Genomic DNA, 26,507 nt, shown 5'->3' with positions numbered 1-26,507 from the left:
GCACGTCCAACTTTAAAACCCAGCTACCTTCACATGAGAAGATTAGCTGGGTTTCTTAATTATTTACATCCAATCATCTATAGAACTACTCTGATCGGTTTAGTAAAAAGGCGACTGCTCATTGTTCCGCAATCGCGCCCGATTACGGAATAAGAATAACATATTTCTTTGTCTGCCTATTTTACATAATCAGATTCTATAAGAACACTAAATTATTTTGTTTCTATACATTATCTTATTTACATTATGCCTTACGGTATTATGACCGGCTTTAGTACCTTTACCAATAGCTATAAGCATAACATCTAAATACCTTTCAGAGATATTTAAGATTGCTTTTAATTTCTTAGAATCATAGCCTGACATAGTAATTGTATCAAAACCTGCTTCATTTGCTAACAAAATTAATGACATTGACGCAAGACTTACATCTCTAGTTAATTCTAGCTTTAGATCTTCATTTGATTTATTTTCATAATATTTTATTGCAGCATTCGCTAGATAATCCCTTAGCGATTCATCAAAAAAACGTGCTTGAAAGCCTTCTTCATGTATTTTAATAATATTATCTTTATCAAACGCTTGATAATCACCCAACATAACAATTAAAGTTGAAGCTTCTACCACTTGTTGTTGATTAAAAGCTATAGGTAGCAGTAATTTTCTTAAGTCTGGATCATCAATAATTAAGTATCGAGTTGCTTGAATATTATTTCCGTTAGGTGACTTACTTGCACTTTCAATTAATGAGATTAGAATTTCTGAACTTATTTTATAACTTGAATCATAATATCTAGCTGAACGTCTTTTTTCCAAAATATTTTTTACACTCATTATATCAACTCCGAAATTTTTATTTATTGCTCCTTTAATTATAGTGAGCAATAATAAATAAGAAAATAACGCACAAAAATGTGGTATAGCCACTTTAAAGTGCCTATTCAGGAGGGACAGCACATGGTTAACTATAATACTGGAATCAACATTTTTATGAACATTGCAGGTGGAAAATGGAAATGTTTAATACTCTTTTTCTTGAGTCAAAAATCAGTAAGGACAAAAGAGTTTTACGAATTAATACCTGGAATTACACAAAAAGTCTTAACAGATCAATTGAAACAGTTAGAAAGAGATGGACTTGTACGAAGAGAAATATTTAAAGAAGTACCACCAAAAGTAGAATACAGCTTAACTGATCTAGGAAGATCATTTGTACCAGTATTAAACACAATGTGTGAATGGGGTAATAAGTATGCAATTATAAAAGGAATAGATAAAGATCAACAAATTTATTGTGATCATAATTAAACCTAAATTTCACCTAATGGTTTCCCTCTTCCAAATACAATTATTAAAAATAACTTATTCAGTAGGTAAACAAATCGAAAACTATATGAAGTTACTAAAAACGCCAAACCCCTAGGTTCTGGTGCAAAGATTGCATTTCTTTGAAAGAGGTATATAGACTCCTAATGGAATCTGTTCTTATGCAGCCATTCCAACTAGTTGCTGAATGAACTTCACTTGATTGTGGACAGACTTGTCCCGTAAAGCAAGTTGTCCTTTTTTAATGGTATGCATCGCTTCTATTCCCGAAAGAATAGATTTAGCAGTCCGAAAAGATTTCAATCCTAACATCGAACGAACTCTCTTTTTAATAAAACGATGATCTTGTTCTACAATACGTAATAATTAATTATGTGTTTCAAAACTGCCTTCCTCATTAAACTACACCGTTTATTTAATAAAGAAAAAGCATCCCTTGTTAAGGATGCTTGGCTCAGGCTTAACCCTAGTGATAGGTTCATGTTCCTATCAGTTCAAGAAAAAGGGTCTTCTATTTATGGGTTTTAGTTTTCTAGTTTTTCCCCATTTGTTGCAATTACATCCTTATACCAAAAGAATGATTTCTTCTTTTTGCGTTCCAATGTACCGCTACCGTCATCTTGCTTGTCCACATAAATGAATCCGTAACGCTTGGACATTTCACCAGTAGATGCGCTTACCAAGTCAATGCAACCCCAAGGAGTATATCCCATCAATTCTACGCCATCTTCAATTGCTTCTCCCATTGCTTGAATGTGGCTTCTTAGGTAATCGATGCGATAATCATCGTTGATAGAACCGTCTTCTTCAACCTTATCATAAGCCCCTAAACCGTTTTCTACAATAAATAAAGGCACTTGGTAGCGGTCATAAAGTTGGTTCAAAGTGATTCGAAGTCCAGTCGGGTCAATTTCCCATCCCCAATCACTAGCACTTAAGAATGGATTTTTTACACCACCGATTAAATTACCTTGACCAACTTCTTCTGGTGTCTTGTTCTTTTTCTCTGTGCGAGACATATAGTAACTTAAAGAAATGAAATCAACTGTTCCTTCTTTAATAATCTCTAAGTCACCATCTTGAATATCCAAAGTAATGCCATTTTCTTTCCAATAACGTTTTGCAAATGCAGGGTATGCTCCTCTAACATGCACATCGCCGCAATAGTTGTTGAACAAGCGTTGTTCTTGTAAAGCATGCATCACATTTTCAGGATTTGAATCATATGAATAAGTTGGAGCATAAACAAGCATACAACCAATTTGGCTACCAGGAATCAATTCATGTCCTACTTTAACAGCTAATGCACTTGCTACAAATTGGTGATGAAGTCCTTGAAAGCTATCTTGCAATTGTGTTTCTTTGCTCTCTGGTGAAAAACCAAGACCTAATAGTGGTATATGGGTGGCACCATTAATTTCATTGAATGTTAGCCAGTATTTTACTTTATTTTTGTAACGATTGAATAAAGTTCTTGCATAATGCTCAAAGAATCCAATCACTTTGCGGTTGCGCCAACCACCGTATTCTGTGATTAAGTGCAATGGAATTTCATAGTGAGAAATCGTTACAACTGGTTCAATGTTGTATTTTTTTAATTCATCAAACACACGGTCATAGAAAGCTAAGCCTTCTTCGTTTGGCTCAAGCTCATCGCCTTTTGGGAAAATGCGGCTCCATGCAATACTCATGCGATAAGTATTAAATCCCATTTCAGCAAAGAGGGCGATATCTCCTTTATAGCGATGATAGAAATCAATTCCATCGTGATTTGGATAAACATATTTTTCTTTATCAATTTTATAATCAAAACCAGGTTCCATAATGACCTTTAATCTTACTTTGCCACCTGGCATAACATCTGCAAGATTTAACCCTTTACCGCCTTCTTGATAAGCACCTTCTAATTGATTGGCTGCTGTTGCTCCGCCCCAAAGGAAATCTTTCGGAAATGAATATTTAGACATAATAAAGTACCTCCATAATTTAGAATTGAGATGGTATTGGCAACAAGTCAATACCATCTATAAAAATATCAAAATAAATTTTATCCCACCTTAACGGGCAGTAAAACTCCGACTTCAAGATTCGAGAGAAGCAAAGAAGATTAGTGGGAGATAACTGCCCGTAAAGATCCGACGAAGGACAGGACGTCCAAGTCAGGCGAAGCCACAGGATGTGGCGTTCCTGAGCATGATAAGTCTCGCTAACCATCAGTGGGGGATGCAGAAAACCCCCACTGATGGAAGTCTCACTTTATAGATTGGTTCCGTTTGAACGGATGACTTCTTTATACCAATCGAAACTTTTCTTTTTCTTTCTCTCTAAAGACCCGTTACCATAATCGTCTTGGTCCACATAGATGAAACCATAGCGTTTGGACATTTCAGAAGTTCCTGCACTGATTAAATCAATGCATCCCCATGAAGTATAACCGATTAAATCTACGCCATCGTTAATTGCTTCTTTCATTTGTTCGATATGAGCTCGGTGATAATCAATACGGTAGTCATCGTTAATTGAACCATCTTCTTCTACTTTGTCATAAGCACCTAGCCCGTTTTCAACAATGAATAAAGGCACTTGATAACGGTCGTATAGTTTCTTTAAAGTGATACGCAAACCTTTAGGGTCGATCTGCCATCCCCAATCAGATGATTTCAAATAAGGATTAATAATCCCGCTAGAGAAATTTCCTTTTTGTTTTAATTTGTCAGGATTACCGCTAGCCACTTGCGTCATGTAATAGCTGAATGATAAGAAATCAACTGGATGTTGCAACAAGATTTCTTCATCACCTGGAAGCATTTCGATTTTAATGTTATTTTTTTCGAAATAGCTGAGCATGTAGCTTGGGTAAGCACCTCGAACTTGAACATCAGTGAAGAACAGATTTTTTTGGTCTTCTTCTAGTGCGACTAATACATCGTCAGGATGACAAGTTTCAGGGTAAACTTCCATACGGGCTAACATACAGCCGATTTTGGCTTCAGGCATGATTTCATGGCACAATTTAACGGCTCTAGCACTTGCAACGAATTGATGGTGAAGAGCTTGATAAACGGCTTGTTCCACATGTTCCACTTGGTCAACTAAGATACCTGAACCGATATAAGGAGAAAATTGAGAAATATTGATTTCGTTGAATGTTAACCAATATTTAACTTTTCCTTTGTAGTGATCAAAGACAGTTTCGGCATAGCGGACAAAAAATTCAACCAAACGACGGTCAGTCCACCCATTGTATTTTCGTACCAAATGAAGCGGTATTTCATAATGAGATAAAGTGACTAAAGGTTCAATTCCGTATTTTGATAATTCATCAAACACTTTATCATAGAAAACTAAACCTTCTTCGTTCGGTGTCAAATCGTCTCCATTCGGGAAAATCCTTGCCCAAGAGATGGACATACGGAATGTTTTAAAACCCATTTCAGCAAATAGTGCGATATCTTCTTTATAACGATTGTAGAAATCAATGCCACGACGTTTTGGGAAATTCTCTTCATCGCCTTGTGCCAAAAGTTCTTCCAATTCTTTTAGACTCTTAACATCCATCTCAATGTCATTGCCTCGTTGTTCTTTTGGCACAAAAGTAACCATATCGAAAATGGATAAGCCTTTGCCATCTACATTATAAGCACCTTCTAATTGGTTGGCAGCCGTAGCTCCGCCCCACAAGAAACCTTCTGGAAAACCTGTTTGTTTTTTATTTGTCATCATAAAACCTCCCATGTATTTTTAAAAAATCGACTGTTCCACCAAAGTGCGACAGTCGAAAAGTTTTTGGTAATCTAGTAACCTAGTAACCTAAAACGGTTAATACGACATTATTTGTTGATACATCTTCTTTGTTTGTAGATAATACATCCAAATAATTAGCTGTGTTGGTAACAATAACAGGTGTCACCAAACTGTAACCTGCTTCATTAATCTTATCCATATCAAATTCAACAAGTAGGTCTCCCGCTTTAACGGTGTCACCTTGATTAATGTGAGATGTGAAATGTTCGCCATCCAATTGAACGGTATCCATACCCACATGAATTAAGATTTCCACACCGTCTTCAGAAGTAATACCGATAGCATGTTTTGATTTGAAAAGAGTTGTTACCACGCCATTAACAGGAGAAACCACTTTTCCTTCGGTTGGTAAAATTGCAACACCTTTACCCATTACTTCGCTTGAGAATGCAGCGTCTTTTACTTCAGATAAAGGAAGAACTGTACCGTTTAATGGGCTTACTACTTCATGTTTACGTTTTTCGTCTTTTTCAACCGTTTTTTCAGTGTTCTCTTTTGTTTCAGTATTTTTGAAACCGAATAGATAAGTTAAAACAAACGCTACAATAAAACCTGCGAAAATTGCAATGATTGCTCCCCAGAAAGACATATCAAGACCTGAACCTGGTTTGATGAAAGTTGGGATAACGAAAATCCCCATACCGCCCATCATCCATAATTTACCCGCAGTAGCACCGATGATAGCTCCACCGATTCCACCGCCGATACAACTCATGATGAATGGTTTTTTAAGTGGTAATGTAACACCATAAATCGCTGGTTCTGTCACACCGAAAATACCTGAAATGAATGCTGGAATGCTAAGCGATTTTAATTTTTGGTTTCTTGTTTTTAACATAACCGCTAAAACTGCACCAACTTGAGCAAAACATACCATAACAGTTGTAGCTAAAACAGGATCAAATTTCAAAGTTGCTATATTGTTAATAGCGATAGGAACAAGACCCCAATGAAGACCAAACATAACGAATATCTGCCAGAATCCGCCTAGAATGACACCTGCTACAATAGGACTTAATTCGTAAATCCACAGTGTTGCTGCACCTAGTAAACTACCTGCCCAAGTTGAGACAGGTCCGATAACTAGGAATGTTAAGGGAACCATGATTAAAATTGCAAAGAATGGCACTAAGAATGTTTTTACAACATCTGGAATAATCTTTTTCAAGCCTTTTTCTACTTTTGATGTTACATAGGTTGAAAGAATGATTGGGATAACACTTGATGCGTAACTCATTAAAATAACAGGAATACCCAAGAAAGTAATGTGAATTGGTGATTCAAAAAGCGTACCTTGGAAAAGCACCGTTGAAGCTTCACCTGTATTTAAAGTTGCCAATGTAGGATGTACAAGTGCTGCGGCTATCGCCATCCCGATAAACGGTGTACCGCCAAATTTCTTCATCGCCGTATAGCCTAAGAAGATTGGCAAGAAGTTAAATAAACCATCTCCAGCGATATTTAAAAGTTGGTAAGTGCCTGACGTTGCGTCTACCCAACCTAACGCTAAGATTAATGCAGCAAAGCCTTTAATCATACCTGTTGCAGCTAATACGCCCAAGATTGGAGTGAAAACACCCGAAATCATATCAATGAATCCTGCACCCAAGCCAAGTTTTTTATCGCTACTTGAATCGTTGTTTTCGCTTACCCCACTAATGTTTCCTACCTTTAAAACAGTGGCATATACATCAGGAACATGGTTTCCTATAACAACCTGATATTGCCCTACGCTTTTCATCACGGTAACGACACCGTCTAATTTTTTTAACTCCTCTGTTTTGGCAACGCTTTCATCTTTTAGTTTAAAACGAAGTCTGGTAACACAGTGAACGACACTGTTCACATTTTCTGTTCCGCCGATTAAATCTAAAATGTCTCTGGACAATTTTTCGTAACTCACAATAAATCCCTCCTAAAAATTTTACTAAAATGGGAAGTTTGATAAATTGCTATTTTTACAAACAAAAAACCCAAATCACATAGACATAAGACGGACTCGTCCTACACTAAATGATTTGGGTTTTGCCTGCTTATCAGTAACAATCCCAAGTGGATATAAAATTTTGTTTACGCTTTCATCATATCACGGAAAATAAAAATGTCAACGCTTTCATACGAAAAAATTATTAGTCCATTCTTCCTAATGGCTTCTGTTACTTAATTGGTATCATTTTTAAAATTCCCTTTAAAAAAACGGTGAATAATCACCGAATGGATCTGCTAAATCACCAATTACTCGGGAGAGGTTATCAATCACAAGCCTTAATGTCTCAAATTGTCTTTGTTCTTACCTTAAATTCATTTCATCCATGATTTCATGAGCGAGATGTTGAATACGTCGTAAACGTACTTCTTTTGTTAACTGATCCTGAATGATCTTGATTTCATTTGCCTCTTCTTTATTCAATTCTTGTTCACGTGAAAACACACGCTTCTGACATTCGAAATCTAAGCTTTCTTTTTGTTTCTTTAATTCATCATTCTTTGAATCAATTGTTTGTTGCAATCGAGTAATTTCAGTATTCAACAATTTAATTTCGATTCAATTCCATAAATCATTTTTCTAGAGACTTGTAGGGTATCGAACCCCGAGTATGTGCATCTCGTATAAAATTTTTCCAGAACAGGATAATATTAGTGTTTGGTGTATAATTAATAGAGGAAACAAGTAAAAAAAGAACGCTGATATTATTGCAGTTCAATTCTATCACTTACAATTAGTATTATTGAGGCATCTGTCTCCGCAGTAATTAGTTTGATGATGTTCTCAATATATAACGCTACAATAGGATTTAAAATACTCCAAATAGGTGGTCATCCAAGTTACTCAACAACCTCCTAAACCAAGTCAAAGGAAAATGAATGTTTAAGGTGAAGAAGTTCTCAAAAATTACCTTGAAGTGTGAAATAAGGTAAAAAAGATAAATTAGGAGGAACTATAATGTTTCAGTTTGATACAAGTGTGGACCAATTTGCCAGGATTAAAGTAATCGGTGTTGGCGGCGGGGGAAACAACGCCGTTAATCGTATGATTGAGGACGGAGTTCAGGGAGTAGAATTTATTGCTGTTAATACAGATGCACAAGCACTTAACTTATCAAAGGCAGAAATCAAGATGCAAATCGGCACAACTTTGACAAGAGGTTTAGGAGCAGGTGCAAATCCAGAAGTAGGTAGAAAAGCAGTGGAAGAAAGTAAAGTCCAAATCCAAGAAGTATTAAAAGGTGCAGATATGATATTTGTTACAGCTGGAATGGGTGGTGGTACAGGAACAGGAGCAGCCCCTGTAATTGCTCAAATCGCTCGAGATCTTGGTGCTCTAACTATTGGTGTTGTTACACGTCCTTTCAAGTTCGAAGGCGGTAAGCGGGCAACTCAAGCTGCGGGTGGAATTGCCTTAATGAAGGAAGCGGTGGACACATTAATTGTGATTCCAAACGATCGCTTATTGGAGATTGTAGATAAAACTACTCCAATGATTGAGGCATTCCGTGAAGCGGATAATGTCCTTCGCCAGGGTGTACAAGGTATATCAGATTTAATAGCTATACCAGGTTTAATCAACCTTGATTTTGCTGACGTGAAAACTATTATGTCCTATAAGGGATCTGCCTTAATGGGCATTGGTGTCGCTTCAGGTGAAGGTCGCGCTACTGAAGCAGCAAAGAAAGCCATTTCTAGCCCACTACTTGAAATTTCCATCGATGGAGCTCAAGGTGTACTAATGAACATTACTAGTGGGACCGATTTAAGTCTATATGAAGTACAAGAGGCAGCAGATGTTGTCTCTTCTGCTACAGACCAGGACTTAAACATGATTTTCGGTTCTGTCATTAACGAAAATTTAAAAGGTGAAATGATGGTAACCGTTATTGCTACCGGCTTCGCTGATCAAGAGACCCCATCATTAAAGCCGAATTCCCTTAATTCTAGAAACAAGCCACATTCACAATCACCTAGACGTGAACCGATAAAGCGTGATGATCCGGTTCGAGATTATGATAAACAAACGAAACAACCAGAAGAATCGCTAGATATTCCTACATACTTACGTAATCGAAATAAAACATTTTGAAATACTTAAATGCTCCCTAAACAGGAGTATTAGGCTGGCGAGTACCCTCGACAGCTTTTTAATAGTGCTTCTATATAGTAATTCTTGTCTGAAGCGTAGTGAGCCCTTAGCAGATTTTCAACCTAAAAAAGCCGTTTCCCTAAATATTTAAGGAATCGGCTTTTTGATTTGTCTTGCTATACAATCGCGCCCGCTTATGGAGTATAAAATTTAAATCTATTGAACAGGATGTTGCAACCGCGACACAATAAATTTTCCTTAAACTATGTCTATGTTAAAGCTTAATTTTGATTTTTGACTGTAGAAAAACCGTCCACTGAAGGAGGGGGGAATTGAAGTGTGGTTTAACAAACCATGTCCGTGGTCTGCGCTACTAATGTTAGTATGTTTTTTAACCTAAGCATGCGGCTTTAGTTCGTCAAAATTAAACATCTTTATTTTTATTGAACATTTAATAGCGAAATTTTATTAACGCAACACTAGTGATTGATCACACTAAGTTTATTGTACTTTTAACTCTTTTACAGTTTCGCCTTCAATTAACACTGGTTGATAATAGGTTTGGTTTGGTAAATCCTTCTTTCCTTGTAATTTCTTAATGACCCAATCAGCTGCATCACGTCCCATTTGTTCTTGTGGGTGTGTCAATGTCGTTAGTTTGATATTAGCATTTTTGGCAATATAAGAATTGTCCTGGCCAATAATTGATAATTTTTCCGGAACAGAAATATCAAGTTGTCTGCACACATTTGCCACTTCCAACCCTACCTCGTCGTTATAGCAAACAATTGCAGTCAACACGTCTCTATTTTCATCTAAGAGCTCCTTCAGGTTAGTGTATAGGTCCAGCTTCGTCTCTGTATCGAACGTAAGCACGTGCTCTGGTTGAAATCGTAATTTGGCTTCTCCAAGCGCTTTTATATATCCCTTCATTCGATACTTTCCTTGTAAATCATCCATTTTTGAAATGAGTCCAATTTGTGTGTGTCCTTTTGAAATCAATTCTTTTGTTGCGAGATAGCTAGACTGCACGTCATCGAGACAAAAGAAAGGAACATCTAATTCTTCATAATAAGCATTGATCATGATGAATGGAACATCCTGTTCCTTAAACGATAGGTAGTAAGCAATATTGGGATTGTATAGATTGCTTTTCGTAGGTTCAATAATCAAACCATCCACGCCAAATGACAACATCATTTCCAAAGCTTTTTTTTCCTGTTCGACATCATTATTTGTACTAGCTAATAGTAACGAATAATTATCTTCATTCAATCTCCCTTCAATTCCACGAATAATTGAGGGGAAAATGTAATCAGAAATGTAGGTCGTGATTACACCGATTGTTTTATTCTTGGAATTTCCACCAGATTTTGATTGGTATTGGTTACTAACAAAAGTGCCAGATCCTTTTTCACTTCTTAGGAATCCCTGGTTCGATAGTTCTAAAAAGGCCTTTCGAACAGTGTGTCGGCTAACATTGTACTCTTCTAGCATGATGGATTCAGTAGGAATTTGTTCTCCTATACTGTAATCTCCTGAAAGAATTTTACTTTTTATATCATCAATGATGACCTGATACTTTGGTTTTATTTAACTCACTTCTTTCATAGTTGTTCGCATTCTAATTTATTCACTTGAAATATTTGTACGTACTTATTTTATCATGGCTTTAAATGAATTAAAATATCCTACCTTATTTTTGTACAAATCACCAAACAAACTATAAAATTTTTTCTGTATTTTTTTGTTTTTTCTATTTTTTTATTTAGGTTTTATGTCACACGAGTCCCTTTTATTACAAACATTAAGGAGAAAATGAGAGAATTGTATTTGTGTAATTTATATGCACATATTTTATATTTATTGATAAATGTACGTACAGGTGATATACTGAGTTTGTAAATAAAGTTAAACGAAAAGGAAGGCGCCTCCTTTCGATTGTAGATATTGAAATCGCTATCAGAGAGGGGATTAACGTGAAAACGAATCGAGTAGACATAAAACAAGCGATTATTGAGGGGAAAACTTCACTTGGAATCGAATTCGGATCAACACGTATCAAAGCAGTTTTGATTGATAATAGTTTTGAAACAATCGCATCTGGAAGTTATGAGTGGGAAAACCTTTTGGAAGATGGATTTTGGACGTACAACTTAGTGGATATTATCACTGGTCTGCAAGCAGCTTATAGTGAAATGAAGCAAGAAGTTGAACGAAATTATGGAATCACAATTCGAACAGTTGGTTCTATTGGATTTTCTGCAATGATGCACGGATATATGGCTTTTGACAACACTGGCGAGCTACTTGTTCCGTTTCGGACTTGGCGTAATGCAACAACCAGTGTTGCAGCAAAAGAATTAACTGATAGATTCCAATTCAATATCCCTGAACGGTGGAGTATTGCTCACCTTTATCAAGCGATATTAAACGAAGAGAAACATTTACCTCGTATTGATGTTATTACTACTTTAGCTGGATACATTCACTGGTTACTGACTGGTAATAAAGCAATTGGCATTGGGGATGCTTCGGGCATGTTCCCAATTGATGAATCAACACAAGATTACAATGAATCGATGCTCTTGCAGTTTGATGAACTACTTGCGACCAAAGGTTATCATTGGAAGCTAAAAGATATTCTTCCTAAAGTCTATATCTCAGGCGAACAAGCAGGTGAATTAACTGAAATTGGAGCAAAAATTCTGGATAAATCACGAAATTTACAACCAGGCATTCCACTTTGTCCACCAGAAGGTGATGCTGGAACAGGGATGGTTGCTACGAATAGTGTGAGGAAACGTACTGGAAACGTCTCAGTAGGAACTTCAGTTTTTGCCATGATTGTATTAGAGAAAGAACTTTCAAAAGTATATCCAGAAATTGATTTGGTAACTACACCGAACGGTAGTCCAGTTGCGATGGTTCATGCGAATAACTGTTCAAGTGATATCAATGCATGGCTGGGATTGTTCCGTGAATTTTCTGAGGCAATGGGACAAAAGGTTGAAACGAATAAATTATTCGATGTGATGTTAAATAAAGCTTTGGAAGCCGACCCAGATGGTGGTGGTTTGCTTAGCTACGGTTATTTCTCAGGTGAAAATATCACAGGATTAGAAAAAGGCCGACCACTATTTGTCCGCTCATCTGAGAGTAGGTTCAATTTAGCAAACTTCATGCGGACTCATCTTTTTACTGCTTTTGGTGCTTTGAAAATCGGAATGGATATTTTGACAAAGAAAGAAAATGTCACAATTGATAGCATTTTAGCTCACGGTGGTTTATTCAAAACCCCTGTTGTTGGACAAAAAATTGTTGCAGCCGCAATGAATGCTCCAGTTTCAGTAATGGCAACAGCCGGAGAAGGCGGTGCGTGGGGAATTGCTATTCTTGCTTCTTACATGATGAACAAAGATCAAAAAGAAAGTTTAGAAGACTTCCTCGACAAAAAAGTCTTTGAAAAGGTTGATGAGCAAGAAATTTATCCTGATGGATTTGACGTTAAAGGATTTGAAGCATTTATCGAACGATACAAAAAAGGTTTAGTGATTGAGCAGGCCGCTGTAGATAATTTAGTGGAACACTGGAGGAATTGACTTGTTAGAACAATTGAAAGAAGAAGTATTTCAAGCAAATTTGAACTTACCTAAACATGGACTCGTGAAATACACATGGGGAAATGCAAGTGCCATTGATCGTGAAAGTGGTTTATTTGTTATCAAACCTAGTGGTGTTGATTATGAAACGATGAAAGCTAGTGATATGGTGGTTGTTGATTTAGATGGCAATGTTGTTGAAGGAGAGTTGAACCCTTCATCAGATACACCGACTCACGCAGTACTTTATAAGCATTACCCAGAAATCGGTGGCATCGTGCACACTCATTCAACTTGGGCGACAATTTGGGCTCAAGCAGGCCTTGATGTTCCAGCGATGGGGACCACTCATGCAGATACATTCTATGGTTCGGTACCATGTGCCCGCTTCTTGACACAAGAGGAGATTGATCGTGGATATGAAGTGGAAACTGGTAATGTAATCATCGAAACATTTGAAGAGCGTGGGTTAGATATATTAGCAGTTCCCGGTGTCTTACTTCATGGTCATGCTCCATTTACTTGGGGCAAAGATGCAAAATCAGCGGTAATGAATAGTGTTGTGTTAGAAGAAATTTCGAAAATGAATTTATTTGCACGAGAATTAAATCATTTTGCTAAAGAATTACCAAAACGTATTTTAGATAAACACTATTTACGGAAACATGGGAAAAATGCCTATTATGGGCAGAAGTAATACAAACTATCAAACTATCAAACTAAGAAAAGAGGATCATTATGGAAACAATAGGAAAAAAAGAATTTTGGTTTGTTATAGGCTCACAACATCTTTATGGGGAAGAAGCGTTAGCAGAAGTCAAAGCACACGCACAAACGATGACCGATACATTAAATGAAAGCGGTATTTTACCTTACCCACTTGTATTGCAAGATTTAGCTGTTAGTGCAGATAAAATCACAAGTATCATGAAAGAAATCAACTATCGTGACGAAGTTGCCGGTGTCATCACTTGGATGCATACGTTCTCTCCTGCGAAGATGTGGATTCGCGGAACAAAATTATTACAAAAACCATTACTTCATTTAGCAACACAATTCAATGAAAGTATTCCTTGGGCAACAATTGATATGGACTTCATGAACCTAAACCAATCAGCTCATGGTGACCGTGAATATGGTTTTATCAATGCCCGTTTGAACAAACAAAATAAAGTTGTAGTAGGTTACTGGCAACGCGCTGAAGTGCAACAGCAGATTGCAGAATGGATGGACGTAGCGGTTGCTTATAACGAAAGTTTCAACATTAAAGTCGCTCGCTTTGGTGACAACATGCGTAACGTTGGAGTTACCGAAGGGGATAAGGTTGAAGCACAAATTCAATTTGGGTGGACAGTTGACTACTTTGGTATTGGGGACCTTGTTCAATACGTGAATGCTGTTAAGGACGAAGAAATTGATGACTTATTTACAGAATATGCAGACCTTTATGAATTTGATTATGGTACTTACAGTAAGGAAGATTGGGAAGCTAGTGTAAAAGTACAAGCAAGCTATGAAATCGCTATTAAGCGTTTCCTTGATGCTGGTGGTTACAATGCCTTTACAACTAACTTCGAAGTTTTATATGATATGAAACAGCTACCTGGTCTTGCAGTCCAACGTTTGATGGCACAGGGATATGGGTTTGCTGGTGAAGGAGATTGGAAGACTGCAGCGCTCGATCGCTTACTCAAAGTGATGAGCCATAACCAATCAACTGGCTTTATGGAAGATTACACATATGAATTAGCTGCGGGCCAAGAATCAATCCTTCAATCACATATGCTTGAAGTAGACCCAACTTTAGCAAGTAACAAACCAAAAATTATCGTATCTCCATTAGGGATTGGTGATCGTGAAGATCCTGCACGTTTAGTATTTGACGGAAAAGCAGGAGACGGTGTGGTTGTTTCAATGGCTGACTTTGGTACTCATTACAAACTTTTGATCAACGAAGTTTCTGCATTTGAGCCAACTAAACCAGCTCCAAATCTTCCAGTGGCCCGTGTACTTTGGAATGTGAAGCCAAACTTCCAAGATGGGGTTAAAGCCTGGATTGAAAATGGCGGTGGTCATCACACAGTTGTTTCATTGAATTTAACAACAGACCAAATTGTAACCTATGCAAAACTCGTTGACTTGGATTACGTCATTATTAAGTGAAATATCTGCTCTCCAAGGAAGTTCACTCTTCCTTGGGAGGTAAAATCAAAATACAAAGAATCGTAGTTTTTAATGAAAATGAAAAGGAGAGATAGGATCATGAGTAAAGGTAAAATATCTAGTAAGTTTATCTTCTTCTTTGGCTCATTTGCTGGTATCTTGTTTGGCTATGATATCGGGATTACTGCTGGTGCGGAAGGTCATATTCGGGTAGACTTTGATTTGAGTCCATTATGGTTGGGAATCGTAGTATCTTCATTAATGGGTGGAGCGATCTTAGGGTCGATTGTAAGCGGTTTATTCGGAGATAAGTTTGGTCGTAGAAAGTTAATCTTGATTGCCTCTGTAGTTTTCTTTGTAGGCGGGCTTGGTTCGGCCGTTGCACCGGAAGAAATCAGTTTGACAGTCTTTCGTATCCTCTTAGGGATAGCAGTCGGTACAGCTTCTTCTTTAGTTCCTGCATACATGTCCGAAATAGCACCGGCAAATACTCGCGGGAAACTTTCTGGATTAAACCAATTAATGATTGTTAGTGGAATGTTGTTAAGTTATATTGTGGCTTTTATTTTGGAGCCGTTTCCAAACAGTTGGCGTTATATGTTCGCTAGTGCTGCAATACCTGCCATTATATTATTCATTGGGATGTTAAGACTTCCAGAATCACCACGTTACTTAATTAAAAAGGGTATGGCAGATAAAGCACGTGAAGTATTAGCCTCTGTTCGCAGTTCAAAAGAAGAAATAGAGGCCGAAATTTCAGAGATTGTAGATGTTGCCAAACATGAAAATTCAGGGAGTGGTCAATTATTTCATAAGAGATTCCGCTTGGCTTTAATTATCGGGGTGGGGATGGCAACCCTTCAGCAAATTCAAGGAGCAAACTCCATCGTTTATTATGCCACAAGTATTGCCCGTGACGTTGGATTGGCACCACAGGTAGCTGCTGGATTTACTGTTATCGTCGGTGTAATTTTCGTGGTGACAACGGTTATTTTCTTAAAGTTTGTTGATAAATATAACCGCCGTACAATCCTTACTGTTGGTGGAGCGGGTATGGCACTTTCATTCTTTACACCGGCTATCTTAGGAGCATTCGGAATCAATGAAAGCGCGCTCAACTGGATAACATTGATCTCGCTTTGCTGCTTCATCCTTTTCTATGCGTTTTCTTGGGCGCCGCTTACTTGGATTATCGTTGGGGAAATCTTCCCACTTGCTGTACGCGGAATTGGTGCAGGGATATCATCTGCCTTCAACTGGACAGGTTCACTTGCCATTGGACTTGTTTTCCCAATTCTCACTGCTAAGTATAGTTTTGGGGTAATCTTCTCAGCTTTCGGTTTCATTTGTATTCTAGGGTTAATCTTCGTACGTTTTGTAGTTGTAGAAACGAAAGGTCGCACCTTAGAACAAATCGAAACAGAAATGGCAGCTCGTTCTGAAAAAAAATCAGCTGAGTCAGTTGGAGCGTAATAAATATAGTTTAATCGTGCATTTTGAATCAGGTGAAGACAATTCTGTGTTGATCATATACAAATCATGAGCATGTTGATTTGCTCATACGATTCCTTTCTTGAGGCCGGAGTTGCTACTTCGGCCATTTTTTAACTTAGAAACGGTCGGAACATTCTGTTTTTGCCTACATTTATCCCACCTTAACGGGCAGTAAAACTCCGACTTCAAGATTCGAGAGAAGCAAAGAAGATAAGTGGGAGATAACTGCCCGTAAAGATCCGACGAAGGATTGACGTCCAAGTCAGGCGAAGCCACAGGATGTGGCGTTCCTGAGCATGATAAGTCTTGCTAACCATCAGTGGGGGATGCAGAAAACCCCCACTGATGGAAGTCTCACTTTATCAGAGTTATTTAAGAATTTAATTGTGAAAGGGGCCGGAAAAAATGAAATTAACACAAAGTCCGTTTGGGGATGAAGTCTTACTGTTTACTATTGAAAATGATAATGGAGTGATATTAGAAGTTTCAAACTATGGTGCAAGAATCGTCAATCTTTTTGTCCCAACGGATTCAGGTCGCGAGAATATAGTATTGGGATTTGACTCTATTGAGGATTACAAGAAAGAAACATACTACGGAGCAACAATAGGAAGAGTCGCTGGAAGAATAAAAAATGGTGAATTTTCACTTGATGAATCACTTTATAAAACGTCTGTAAATCAATCAGGGAATACTTTACACGGTGGAAACCTTGGGTTCGATGAGAAAATTTGGGATTATGAAGTGAATGAGACGGATCAAAGTGCATCAATCATCTTTTCAACAAATTCACCTGATGGCGAGAATGGTTTTCCAGGGAATTTGGAAGTAAGTGTGACTTATACATTGGACAACTTAAATATTTGGTCAGTGGGCTATCAAGCAAAAAGTGATAAAGATACAATTTTTAATCCGACAAATCACGTCTATTTTAACTTAACAGGACATCCAAGTAATCCAATCGATGATCATTCTTTGCAAATATTTTCAGAAGAATTTGCACCAGTAAATGCAGATACCACGGTAACTGGTGAAAAGCGAAGCGTAATTGGAACGCCTTATGATTTCCGAACCCAGAAGAAATTAAAATCAACCTTTGAATCCAGTGATGCAGAAGTGAAAAAGGTTCGAGGGATAGATCATCCATTCTTCCTTACGTGCTCAAGTCTTTATCAAATTGCAGCGAAATTAATTAGTCCTGACGAGAAAATAAAGGTTGAGGTATACACAGAAAACCCTACGATAGTTGTTTATACTGCGAATAATGTGGAAGGTGTGCCACTTATGCACGGAGAAAAATTAATTCAACACGGTGGAATAACGTTTGAAACCCAAGTTGCTCCAGGAGCGATCGAATTTGAAAATTTTGGAGATATTATTCTTCTTGCAGACGAGATTTACGCCTCCCAAACAAAATACAAAATAAGTTATTTGTTCAATAAACAGGCTCTTTAATTGAACAATACAGCTGGGGTTTAAGGGTTTTATCAAATTATCGAACCTTTTTATATTATCAAACTTTATTTTAAATCAACACTTTTACGAACGGTTATTTTTTGTTCAAAAACGGTCAATATTAGCGTTCGTAAAACTTTAAAATTAATTTTCGAACGTTCGTTGAATTATATATACTTTTCCGAACGTTTTTTAATAGAATAAGAGAAAAAGAACCAAAATGAAGGAGATTCAAATGGACGTTCGAAAGTTTGGATACATACGAGTTAGCAGTAACGATCAAAATGAGGGACGGAAATTTGAGGCCATGAAAGAAAAGGGGATAGGCGAACGAGACATTTTCATGGACAAACAAAGTGGAAAGGACTTTAATTGAACTCAATATCAGTTGCTTAAACGAATGTTGAGAAAAGGAGATGTTCTATATATCCATTCCTTGGATCGCTTTGGACGGAACAAGGAAGAGATTTTACAGGAATGGAATGACATCACGAAGAACATCCAGGCCGATATCGTGGTGGCAGATATGCCTTTGCTCGACACGACTCAATTTAAGGATAGTTTAGGAACCTTCATTGCGGATCTTGTTTTGCAGATTCTTTCCTGGATGGCGGAAGAAGAAAGGAATCGAATTCGAAAACGGCAGCGTGAAGGTATTGATTTGGCTTTGCAAAATGGTGCGGTATTTGGTCGACCTAAAGTACAGGTTACAGAAGATTTTAAAAAAGTCTATGATTGTTGGAAAGCAGGAGAGATTACTGCCGTTAAAGCTATGGGTGAATTAGATGTTAAAAAGACAACTTTTTATAGGTTCGTTAAGGAATATGAAAATGACTTTAAAAAAGCTACTATATAATAGAAGAAACACGTCAAAAAATAGCATCTGCCAATAAGCAGATGCTACTTCAATAAAAGGGGGAACTTTTTTACTCATATAAGATTAAGAATGTCAAAAATAATTTTATACTGCTTTATGCTTATCAACTCTAGGTTTTTTCCAGATATTATCCATTTGTTCAAGGGTCTTTCCTTTGGTTTCAGGTACAAACTTCCATACAAATATAGCTGAAAGTACACTCATTAGACCGTAGAAACCATAGGTTAAACCACTACTATATTCCATCATCATTGGATAAGTAGATGAAATCAGATAGTTAGCAGCCCATTGTGCAGCTACAGCAACGGCCACGGCTTGTCCACGAATTTTGTTAGGGAAGATTTCAGAAATCAATACCCAACATATTGGGCCCCATGACATCATGAATGAAGCTGTGTATATAATAATGAATATTAAAGTACTAATTCCGATAACATTTGAAAAGGCCAATCCCGCTACACCGAACATACCAATAGCCATACCAATGGAACCTACTATTAATAAAGGTTTACGTCCCCATTTATCCACTGTCAAAATGGCAATGACGGTAAAGATAACATTGATGAGTCCCATAACAATTGTCTGTAACATCGAAGCATCTTTTGCGGCTCCCATGCTTTCAAAAATACGAGGAGCATAATATAAAGCAACGTTGATACCAACAAATTGTTGGAATACAGAGAGCAAGATTCCAATAATGATCACTAATTTCCCGTAAGCAAATAGTTTTTCAGAAGAAACATTTGCCGTTACTGTTTGTTTAATTTCACTCAAGATAGATTTCGCTTCTGAAGAACCATTAATTTTAGTAAGAATAACTAGAGCTTTATCATCTTGATTTTTTATCGCTAAGTATCGAGGTGTTTCTGGTACAAAAAGTAAAAGTAGACCAAACAATAGAGCTGGAATTGCTTCCGAAGCAAACATATATCTCCAACCAATGTCGTTTATCCATTCTAACGATTGTCCGTTAGCAATACCCCAGTTAACAAAGTAAACCACTAACATACCAAAAATGGTCGCAAATTGATTGAACGATACCAATCGACCACGAATATTAGCTGGTGAAATTTCTCCTATATACATTGGAACAATCGCTGAAGCCAAGCCGACACCAATTCCACCTATGATTCGATACAGGTTAAAGGTAAGTAATAAAGAGACGGAGGGTTCTCCTTTTGTGAAAAATAAAAACTCAGGATAGGCAGAGCCTAAAGCTGATAGGAAGAAAAGGGCCGCTGCTGCGATAAGTGAATTCTTACGACCAAATTTTGACGCGAAATAACCAGATAGTAAGCCTCCAATGATACAACCGATTAATGCACTCGAAATTGTTGCACCATGTGCTAACGACCCTAAGCCTAAAGGTTTAATTAAATAGGCTTCTATTGATTTATCAGCCCCAGATATAACAGCAGTGTCATACCCGAAAAGTAAACCACCAATACAAGCTACTAGCGTAATTGAAAAAATATAAAGTGAGTTTCGTTTTTGCTTCATAGTTTATTAAAGACAGATTTTAATAACCAAATAAGAAAGTGATTTCCTGAATATATTATAAATAACTTGCAAGCAAACTATTTTTTATCCAAGTAGCACTGTTTTATTAATTATCATCAAAGATCCATATAACAATAAGTAGTAATAACGCTTTCAATTTTATTCATTCTAATTTTTATAGCGCTTTCAAATAACTTAATTATTTATATGGTAAAAAAGATGATTTCAAATAACCAGATTTTTTGGTTTAATAATCTAAAATCTGTCTTTATACTCCCCTCTATTTTGAATTTTTAAATTGCTTAACTTATAGATTTTACTTATGGAAAACCTATAAGTTAGGTACTTAAAATCGAAAAAATCCACCATGGTATTAACTAATTTTTCATATTCAAATATTTACTGTTAAACTAATGTAAACTTGAAACTAGTTTTAGATTGATATACCTCATTCTTTTCTAATACTATAGAAGGAAATTCTTGATGATGAATGGCGTTTGGAGGGCATTGTGTTTCAAGGCACACCCCTAAGTGCTTTTGAGAAGGAATTCCTCTCAGTTGAAAGTTACTTTCTAACATGTTGGCCGTATATAAAACAACACTTGGCTTATCCGTTTCTACTACCAGTTTTCGTCCACTAATAGCATCTACTAAACAAATTTCTTCTTGATTATTTGTATTTAATAGAAATGGATGATCATATCCACCTCCAACAAGTTCGTTTTGCACGTGCTCGGACTTTACTCCTTCAAGTATTTTTTTTCCTTCTCTAAAATCAAAAGCCGTGTTTTCAACATTAATAAAGTTACCTGTTGGAAGTAATGATTCATCGAGCTCTAAAAAACGATCACTTTTAATCGTTAATTCATGCTCTAGTATATTCCTCTTTAAATCTCCACTTAAATTAAAATAAGAATGGTTCGTTAAGTTAAGGAGAGTTTTTTTATCTGATGTCCCTTGATACGTAATGATAAGTTCATTATTGTTATTTAGACTGTAGTTTACAGTCACCTCAAGTCTCCCAGGGTAGCCTCCTTCGCCATCAGGACTTATATAGGAAAACTTAATGTTCACTTCATCAGATTTCTCTTCAATGAAAGAGTCCCAAATAACTTGATGAAAACCATTAGGTCCTCCGTGCAAATGGTTTTCCCCTTCATTTTTAGGTAGAGGGTACGTTACACCGTCTAGATCAAATTTTGACTGTTGAATTCTTCCTGCTACTCGACCAATAACAGAACCAAAGAAAGGTGAATAGTTTAAATACTCTTCTAACGTATCAAATCCCAAGACAACATTCTCTATCGTTCCTTCTTGATCTGGTACATTAATTTTAGTAATAATACAACCGTAATCAATACAAGTAACTTCCATTCCGTTATCATTGCTGATAGTAAATGACTTTACCGTTTGTCCATTTAATTCACCAAATATATTCTCCGTTACGTTCATTTTAATCTCCCTTTTAGAACTCTGTGATTCTATAATATTGTAAGGAAAACTAGATAAACCTGTTTTTTATCTAGTTAAAAGTTGTTTCTTTTTGAAACAACTTTTTCTACTGTTAGGCTCTAAGGGTCCTTATTGTTACATTTTTCTGAATTTTTTCAACCCCTCGTTTAGTTCTTTTGTTTGTGCATATACATTCTTGTATAAATGGTAAAGTTGTCTATACATTTCAACGTTTTCTGGAACAGGTGTATATGTTTTAGCTGAGGATATGAAAACATCTGCACACTCCTCAATGGATTCGTACCAATTACAACCGTATGCAGCTAGTATTGCAGCTCCTACAGCCGGACCTTGTTCACTAGATAGTTTTATAATTGTAGCGTTGAAGATATCTGCCTGAATTTGTAGCCATGTATCATTTTTTGCACCACCACCAATGGAAATGATTGTATCAACCGTCTTCCCACTTTCTCGGAATATTTCGATTGATTCATTCAAAGAAAAGGTAATTCCCTCAATAACTGATCGTGCGAAATCATTTCGTTTGTGTGAAGAATCAATACCTATAAAACTTCCACGAATGTTGGAATCTGCATATGGTGTACGTTCTCCTACTAAATATGGCGTAAATAAAAGACCATTTGATCCAATAGGAACTTCTGTTAAAGAAGCTAGGAGTGATTCAAACGATTCCTTTTCCGCAAAAGTATCTTTAAACCAGCTTAAACTATGTCCGGCCGCTAATGTTACTCCCATAGTGTAAAAGGCACTTTCTTTTCCGTGATTGAAATAATGGACTTTCCCCTGAAAATCCCGATCATTTCGTTCTTCATAAGAAAGAACAACACCAGATGTTCCAATACTGCATAATGTTTTTCCCTCTGAAAGAATTCCTGAACCGATTGCACCACAGGCATTGTCGGCTCCACCTGCGAATACTTTGGTTGATGGAGCTAAACCAGTTTTTTCAGCAATTTCTTCAGTAATCGTTCCTATACACTCGTGTGATTCTACTAAAGGTGGGCAAATTTTTATATCAATACCTACTAACTGACATAATTCTTCACTCCACTGTTTCTGACCGACGTTTAACAATAGTGTACCAGCAGCGTCTGAATATTCACTATGCATTTGACCTGTCATTTTAAATCGCAAATAATCTTTTGGTAACATAAAAACGGCTGTTTTTTCTAATATCTCTGGCTCATATTGTTTAACCCAGAGTAACTTTGGCAAAGTAAAACCTTCTAATGCTTGATTTTTAGTTATTTCTATTAGGTGTTTTTCCCCAACCATTTCGTATATTTGCTTACATTGCTCTGTTGTTCTCGTATCATTCCAAAGGATAGCATTACGTAAAACGTTATTCTCTTCATCTAGTAAAACAAGCCCATGCATTTGACCTGAATAACTAATCCCTTGAATAGTATCTACTTCTCCATCGAATTGCTCTACAAGTTCTTTTAATGCATCTATTGTTTTTTCTGTCCACTCATTAGGATCTTGTTCACTATAACCAGACTGTTCTTGTATTAAAGGATATGACCTTGAAGTTTCATTACAAACTTCTCCTTTTTCATTCATTAACACTACTTTTACTGCGCTCGTTCCCAAATCAATTCCGATCACATATTTCATGAGAGTTCACCCTTTTAAAGTTAATAAAGTACCTTGTGTTATGGGTTTTTCTTTAGTTAGAAAGTACAGGAACACTTAAGTGTTCCTGTACTTTTGTTTAACATTTTTATCACTGGTTGTAGTAATAAAATTTTATTTCACACTTACACTCGCAACAGCATCTAAAATGTACTTATTTAAAATTCCTTTTAAGTATTCTTGTCTTCCTGATTTATTTTCAATAGTGTCAAGTTGTAAAGCATATTGTTCTAGTTTATGGAAGTTTGTCTTTCCTTCAACAATATCGAGTCCAATTCCTTCTGTATAACTGCTATAACGGTCTGCAACAAACTTGTCTAACACTTTATCTTCAATTAAACGTTGAGCTACTTTTGCACCGATCGCAAAGCTGTCCATTCCTGCAATATGAGAATAGAATAAGTCTTCAGGATCAAATGATCCTCTTCTTACTTTCGCATCAAAGTTTAATCCGCCTGTTCCAAGACCGTCATTTTTGAGAATCTCATACATTGCTAGTGTTGTAGAGTATAAATCTGTTGGAAATTCGTCTGTATCCCAACCGAGTAATGTATCTCCTTGGTTTGCATCTACTGAACCTAACATACCGTTAATACGTGCTACGTGTAATTCATGCTCAAACGTATGACCAGCAAGTGTTGCATGGTTTGCTTCAATATTAAATTTGAAATGGTCCTTTAAGCCATATGATTGTAAAAACGCAAGGCTAGTTGCCACATCAAAATCATATTGATGTTTTGTAGGTTCCTTTGGCTTTGGTTCAATTAAAAATTGAGCGTCATAACCAATTTCTTTTGAGTAATCTAAAGCCATATGGAAGAAACGAGCAAGGTTATCAAGCTCAAGCTTCATGTTTGTGTTTAGCAATGTATCGTATCCTTCACGACCACCCCAAAACACGTAGTTTTCAGAACCAAGTTCTTTACCAATTTCTAAACCCTTCTTTACCTTTGCTGCTGCATAGGCAAATACATCAGCATTCGGAGATGTTGATGCCCCATGTAACCAACGTGGGTGAGAAAACATATTAGCAGTATTCCATAATAACTTTGTCTTACTTGTTTTCATATACTCTTTAATCATTGCAACAATTTCATCTAGATTCTTAAACGTTTCGCTTAGTGAATCTGCTTCAGGTGCAACGTCAAAATCATGGAAGCAAAAATATGGGACATTTAACTTTTCGTAAAATTCGAATGAAGCCTCGACACGTGCTTTTGCTAAGTCCATTCCTGAAAATTTATTATACGGACGTACCATTGTATTTTGTCCAAATGGATCTGTACCTTCTCCTGTAAACGTATGCCAATAAGATACGGCAAAACGTAGTAATTCTTCCATTTTCTTACCGTTAACGGTTTCTTCTGGATTGTAATATTTATACGCTAAAGGATTAATAGAATCTGGACCTTCATATTTTACATGATTAACATTTTTAAAATAGCTCATTTTCATTCCTCCAAAAATAGTTATTAGAAATAATAGTTAGTTTACTTGCTGACTCGGAAACGGACTTTGTTACCGTTTTCAAGTTGATAAATAGATTGTAACAGCATAAACTTAGTTTGTCTATCGAATGAACTAAGTTTTTCTTTTTTTTTTTTTGTGTTATAAATAAAGTTAGGGATTAATTAAAACGGTCGATTCGGATATGTATGTTTGATCGTTTTCATAAACTTAACATGATATAGAGTAAATTTGAGGAGTAAAAATATGACTTGGAATCAGCAATTAGTAAAGGTTAATAATAAATCACTAGTACTACAAACAATTAAAGAACAAGCTCCCTTATCACGTGCTGACATATCACAACATTTGGGACTAACAAAGGGAACTATTTCCTCATTAGTTAATGAGTTATTGGAAGAAAAAATTTGTTACGAGTCTGGACCAGGAGAATCTAGTGGTGGAAGACGTCCAGTGATGTTGCTATTTAATGAATGTGCAGGATACTCCATTGGAATAGACTTAGGGGTTAATTATATATTTGGTGTACTTACTGATCTTTCAGGAAATATAGTATGTGAGAAGATGAAGCCCATCAATAAAACGAATTACGAAGAAACATTTCTTACGATAAAAGAGATTATTCAATTCTTATTACAATCTGCACCGAAAAGCAACTACGGTGTTGTGGGCATTGGAATTGCTGTACCTGGTATCGTTAATAACGATGGGGATAACATATTGCTCGCTCCTAATCTGGGGTGGAAAAATATTAACTTAAAACAAGATATTGAAAAAGAATATAACCTTCCTGTCGTTATTGATAATGAAGCAAATGCAGGTGCTTACGGGGAAAAACGTTTCGGAGCTGGAAAAAAGTATGAAAACCTTATCTATTTAAGTGCTGGAATTGGTATCGGAGTAGGGTTTATTTTGAATAATGAACTTTATCGAGGTGCCGATGGTTTTTCAGGTGAAATGGGACATATGATAATTGATGTAAATGGCAAAGAGTGCAGATGTGGAAGTACTGGATGTTGGGAGTTATACGCATCCGAGCAGGCATTATTACATCAAGCAAAATCCTTACAGTTATCAATAAAACCAGAAGAGCTAAGCTTGGAAACGTTAGTAGAATTAGCAAAAGAAAATGAGGAAATTAACTCTCTATTTTATCAAATTGGTAGATACTTAGGTATTGGAATCACTAATATTATTAATACCTTTAATCCACAGCAAATCATTATTGGCAATCGCTTGGCATTGGCAAAAGAATTATTATTACAACCAATAATGGAAGCTGTTGAGATACATTCATTAAGACATAATCAAACAAACTTTAAAATAAACTTTGCAGAATTAACTAACTATTCAGCAGCACTGGGAGTTTCAGCATATGTAACTGAATTTTTCTTAAAATCAGATCTACATGAAAAAATATAAAAAGTTTACCTAGTGATAAGACTACTTGTTCTTTCAAGATATTGAAGTATTTAGTCTTATTTCTTTTTTTAAATAAAACCATCCGGTTCTGGTGCAAAAACTATTTGATGGAGACATAGAACCTACATGGCCTGTTCAATTACAGATTATGATGCAATTCCAAACAACTTATTTATCCCACCTTAACGGGCAGTAAAACTCCGACTTCAAG

20 protein-coding genes and 1 pseudogene are annotated in these 26,507 nt (G+C 36.5%); 10 read left to right on the top strand and 11 right to left on the bottom strand.

Features of this window, described 5'->3' with window-relative positions; all coding sequences use genetic code 11:
• Positions 1–207: 207 nt before the first annotated feature.
• Positions 208–834: a nitroreductase family protein gene (locus K9V48_RS21965; protein ID WP_224141276.1), complete on the bottom strand. Its 627-nt coding sequence runs from the start codon at positions 832–834 to the stop codon at positions 208–210.
• Between the two features lie 123 nt (positions 835–957).
• On the opposite strand from K9V48_RS21965, the gene K9V48_RS21960 reads away from it, so the two are divergent.
• A complete protein-coding gene (locus tag K9V48_RS21960) occupies positions 958–1,308 on the top strand; it encodes a winged helix-turn-helix transcriptional regulator (protein WP_224141275.1) in 351 nt (116 codons plus the stop codon).
• A 177-nt stretch (positions 1,309–1,485) separates the two neighbouring features.
• Here K9V48_RS21960 and K9V48_RS21955 read toward each other — a convergent pair.
• The 5 genes and pseudogenes from K9V48_RS21955 to K9V48_RS21935 form a co-directional block, all read right to left on the bottom strand.
• Positions 1,486–1,692: pseudogene (locus tag K9V48_RS21955) on the bottom strand (DDE-type integrase/transposase/recombinase); the annotation flags it as partial.
• A gap of 158 nt (positions 1,693–1,850) precedes the next feature.
• Positions 1,851–3,293 (bottom strand): glycoside hydrolase family 1 protein, encoded by a 1,443-nt coding sequence (locus K9V48_RS21950; protein WP_224141274.1) that lies wholly within the window; start codon positions 3,291–3,293, stop codon positions 1,851–1,853.
• 289 nt (positions 3,294–3,582) lie between these two features.
• The gene (locus K9V48_RS21945; RefSeq protein ID WP_224141273.1) at positions 3,583–5,049 is read right to left on the bottom strand and encodes a glycoside hydrolase family 1 protein; all 1,467 of its coding nucleotides are present in this window, start codon (positions 5,047–5,049) and stop codon (positions 3,583–3,585) included.
• A 79-nt stretch (positions 5,050–5,128) separates the two neighbouring features.
• The gene (locus tag K9V48_RS21940) at positions 5,129–7,033 is read right to left on the bottom strand and encodes a beta-glucoside-specific PTS transporter subunit IIABC (protein ID WP_224141272.1); all 1,905 of its coding nucleotides are present in this window, start codon (positions 7,031–7,033) and stop codon (positions 5,129–5,131) included.
• Positions 7,034–7,420: 387 nt separating this feature from the next.
• Complete coding sequence (locus K9V48_RS21935) at positions 7,421–7,660, bottom strand: hypothetical protein (protein ID WP_224141278.1); 240 nt, start codon at positions 7,658–7,660, stop codon at positions 7,421–7,423.
• A 414-nt stretch (positions 7,661–8,074) separates the two neighbouring features.
• Here K9V48_RS21935 and ftsZ point away from each other — a divergent pair, with 414 nt between their 5' ends.
• Positions 8,075–9,208 (top strand): cell division protein FtsZ, encoded by a 1,134-nt coding sequence (gene ftsZ, locus K9V48_RS21930; protein ID WP_224141271.1) that lies wholly within the window; start codon positions 8,075–8,077, stop codon positions 9,206–9,208.
• Positions 9,209–9,709: 501 nt separating this feature from the next.
• On the opposite strand, the gene K9V48_RS21925 is transcribed toward ftsZ, so the two are convergent.
• A complete protein-coding gene (locus K9V48_RS21925) occupies positions 9,710–10,801 on the bottom strand; it encodes a GntR family transcriptional regulator (protein WP_224141277.1) in 1,092 nt (363 codons plus the stop codon).
• 386 nt (positions 10,802–11,187) lie between these two features.
• Here K9V48_RS21925 and K9V48_RS21920 point away from each other — a divergent pair, with 386 nt between their 5' ends.
• From K9V48_RS21920 to K9V48_RS21890, 7 genes are all read left to right on the top strand, one after another.
• A complete protein-coding gene (locus tag K9V48_RS21920; protein WP_224141270.1) occupies positions 11,188–12,810 on the top strand; it encodes a xylulokinase in 1,623 nt (540 codons plus the stop codon).
• Between the two features lies 1 nt (position 12,811).
• Complete coding sequence (locus K9V48_RS21915) at positions 12,812–13,507, top strand: L-ribulose-5-phosphate 4-epimerase (RefSeq protein WP_224141269.1); 696 nt, start codon at positions 12,812–12,814, stop codon at positions 13,505–13,507.
• A 41-nt stretch (positions 13,508–13,548) separates the two neighbouring features.
• Positions 13,549–14,973, top strand: coding sequence for an L-arabinose isomerase (gene araA / locus K9V48_RS21910; RefSeq protein WP_224141268.1), 1,425 nt, complete (start codon positions 13,549–13,551; stop codon positions 14,971–14,973).
• Positions 14,974–15,072: 99 nt separating this feature from the next.
• Positions 15,073–16,446, top strand: coding sequence for a sugar porter family MFS transporter (locus K9V48_RS21905; protein WP_224141267.1), 1,374 nt, complete (start codon positions 15,073–15,075; stop codon positions 16,444–16,446).
• 426 nt (positions 16,447–16,872) lie between these two features.
• On the top strand, positions 16,873–17,922 hold the full coding sequence (locus K9V48_RS21900; protein WP_224141266.1) for an aldose epimerase family protein: 1,050 nt from the start codon (positions 16,873–16,875) through the stop codon (positions 17,920–17,922).
• A gap of 235 nt (positions 17,923–18,157) precedes the next feature.
• Positions 18,158–18,298, top strand: a complete 141-nt coding sequence (locus tag K9V48_RS21895; protein ID WP_224141265.1) for a recombinase family protein — start codon at positions 18,158–18,160, stop codon at positions 18,296–18,298.
• Between the two features lie 12 nt (positions 18,299–18,310).
• Positions 18,311–18,778, top strand: a complete 468-nt coding sequence (locus tag K9V48_RS21890) for a recombinase family protein (RefSeq protein WP_368858302.1) — start codon at positions 18,311–18,313, stop codon at positions 18,776–18,778.
• A 105-nt stretch (positions 18,779–18,883) separates the two neighbouring features.
• Here the strand turns inward: K9V48_RS21890 and xylE are convergent, their stop codons facing one another.
• The 4 genes from xylE to xylA all read right to left on the bottom strand — a co-directional run bounded on the left by xylE (position 18,884) and on the right by xylA (position 24,856).
• Positions 18,884–20,299, bottom strand: a complete 1,416-nt coding sequence (gene xylE, locus K9V48_RS21885; protein WP_224141263.1) for a D-xylose transporter XylE — start codon at positions 20,297–20,299, stop codon at positions 18,884–18,886.
• A 405-nt stretch (positions 20,300–20,704) separates the two neighbouring features.
• A complete protein-coding gene (locus K9V48_RS21880; protein ID WP_224141262.1) occupies positions 20,705–21,751 on the bottom strand; it encodes an aldose epimerase family protein in 1,047 nt (348 codons plus the stop codon).
• Positions 21,752–21,886: 135 nt separating this feature from the next.
• The gene (gene xylB / locus K9V48_RS21875) at positions 21,887–23,389 is read right to left on the bottom strand and encodes a xylulokinase (protein WP_224141261.1); all 1,503 of its coding nucleotides are present in this window, start codon (positions 23,387–23,389) and stop codon (positions 21,887–21,889) included.
• A gap of 132 nt (positions 23,390–23,521) precedes the next feature.
• Positions 23,522–24,856: a xylose isomerase gene (xylA, locus tag K9V48_RS21870; RefSeq protein ID WP_224141260.1), complete on the bottom strand. Its 1,335-nt coding sequence runs from the start codon at positions 24,854–24,856 to the stop codon at positions 23,522–23,524.
• Positions 24,857–25,120: 264 nt separating this feature from the next.
• Between xylA and K9V48_RS21865 the strand changes: the two genes are divergently transcribed.
• Positions 25,121–26,296 carry an ROK family transcriptional regulator gene (locus K9V48_RS21865; protein WP_224141259.1) on the top strand — a complete coding sequence of 392 codons (1,176 nt, stop codon included), beginning with the start codon at positions 25,121–25,123 and terminating at the stop codon, positions 26,294–26,296.
• Positions 26,297–26,507: the final 211 nt, after the last annotated feature.

This window comes from Metabacillus rhizolycopersici (genome assembly GCF_020075705.1).
The sequence above is the reverse complement of the archived record's forward strand: the minus strand, read 5'-3'. Positions and strand labels throughout refer to the sequence as shown.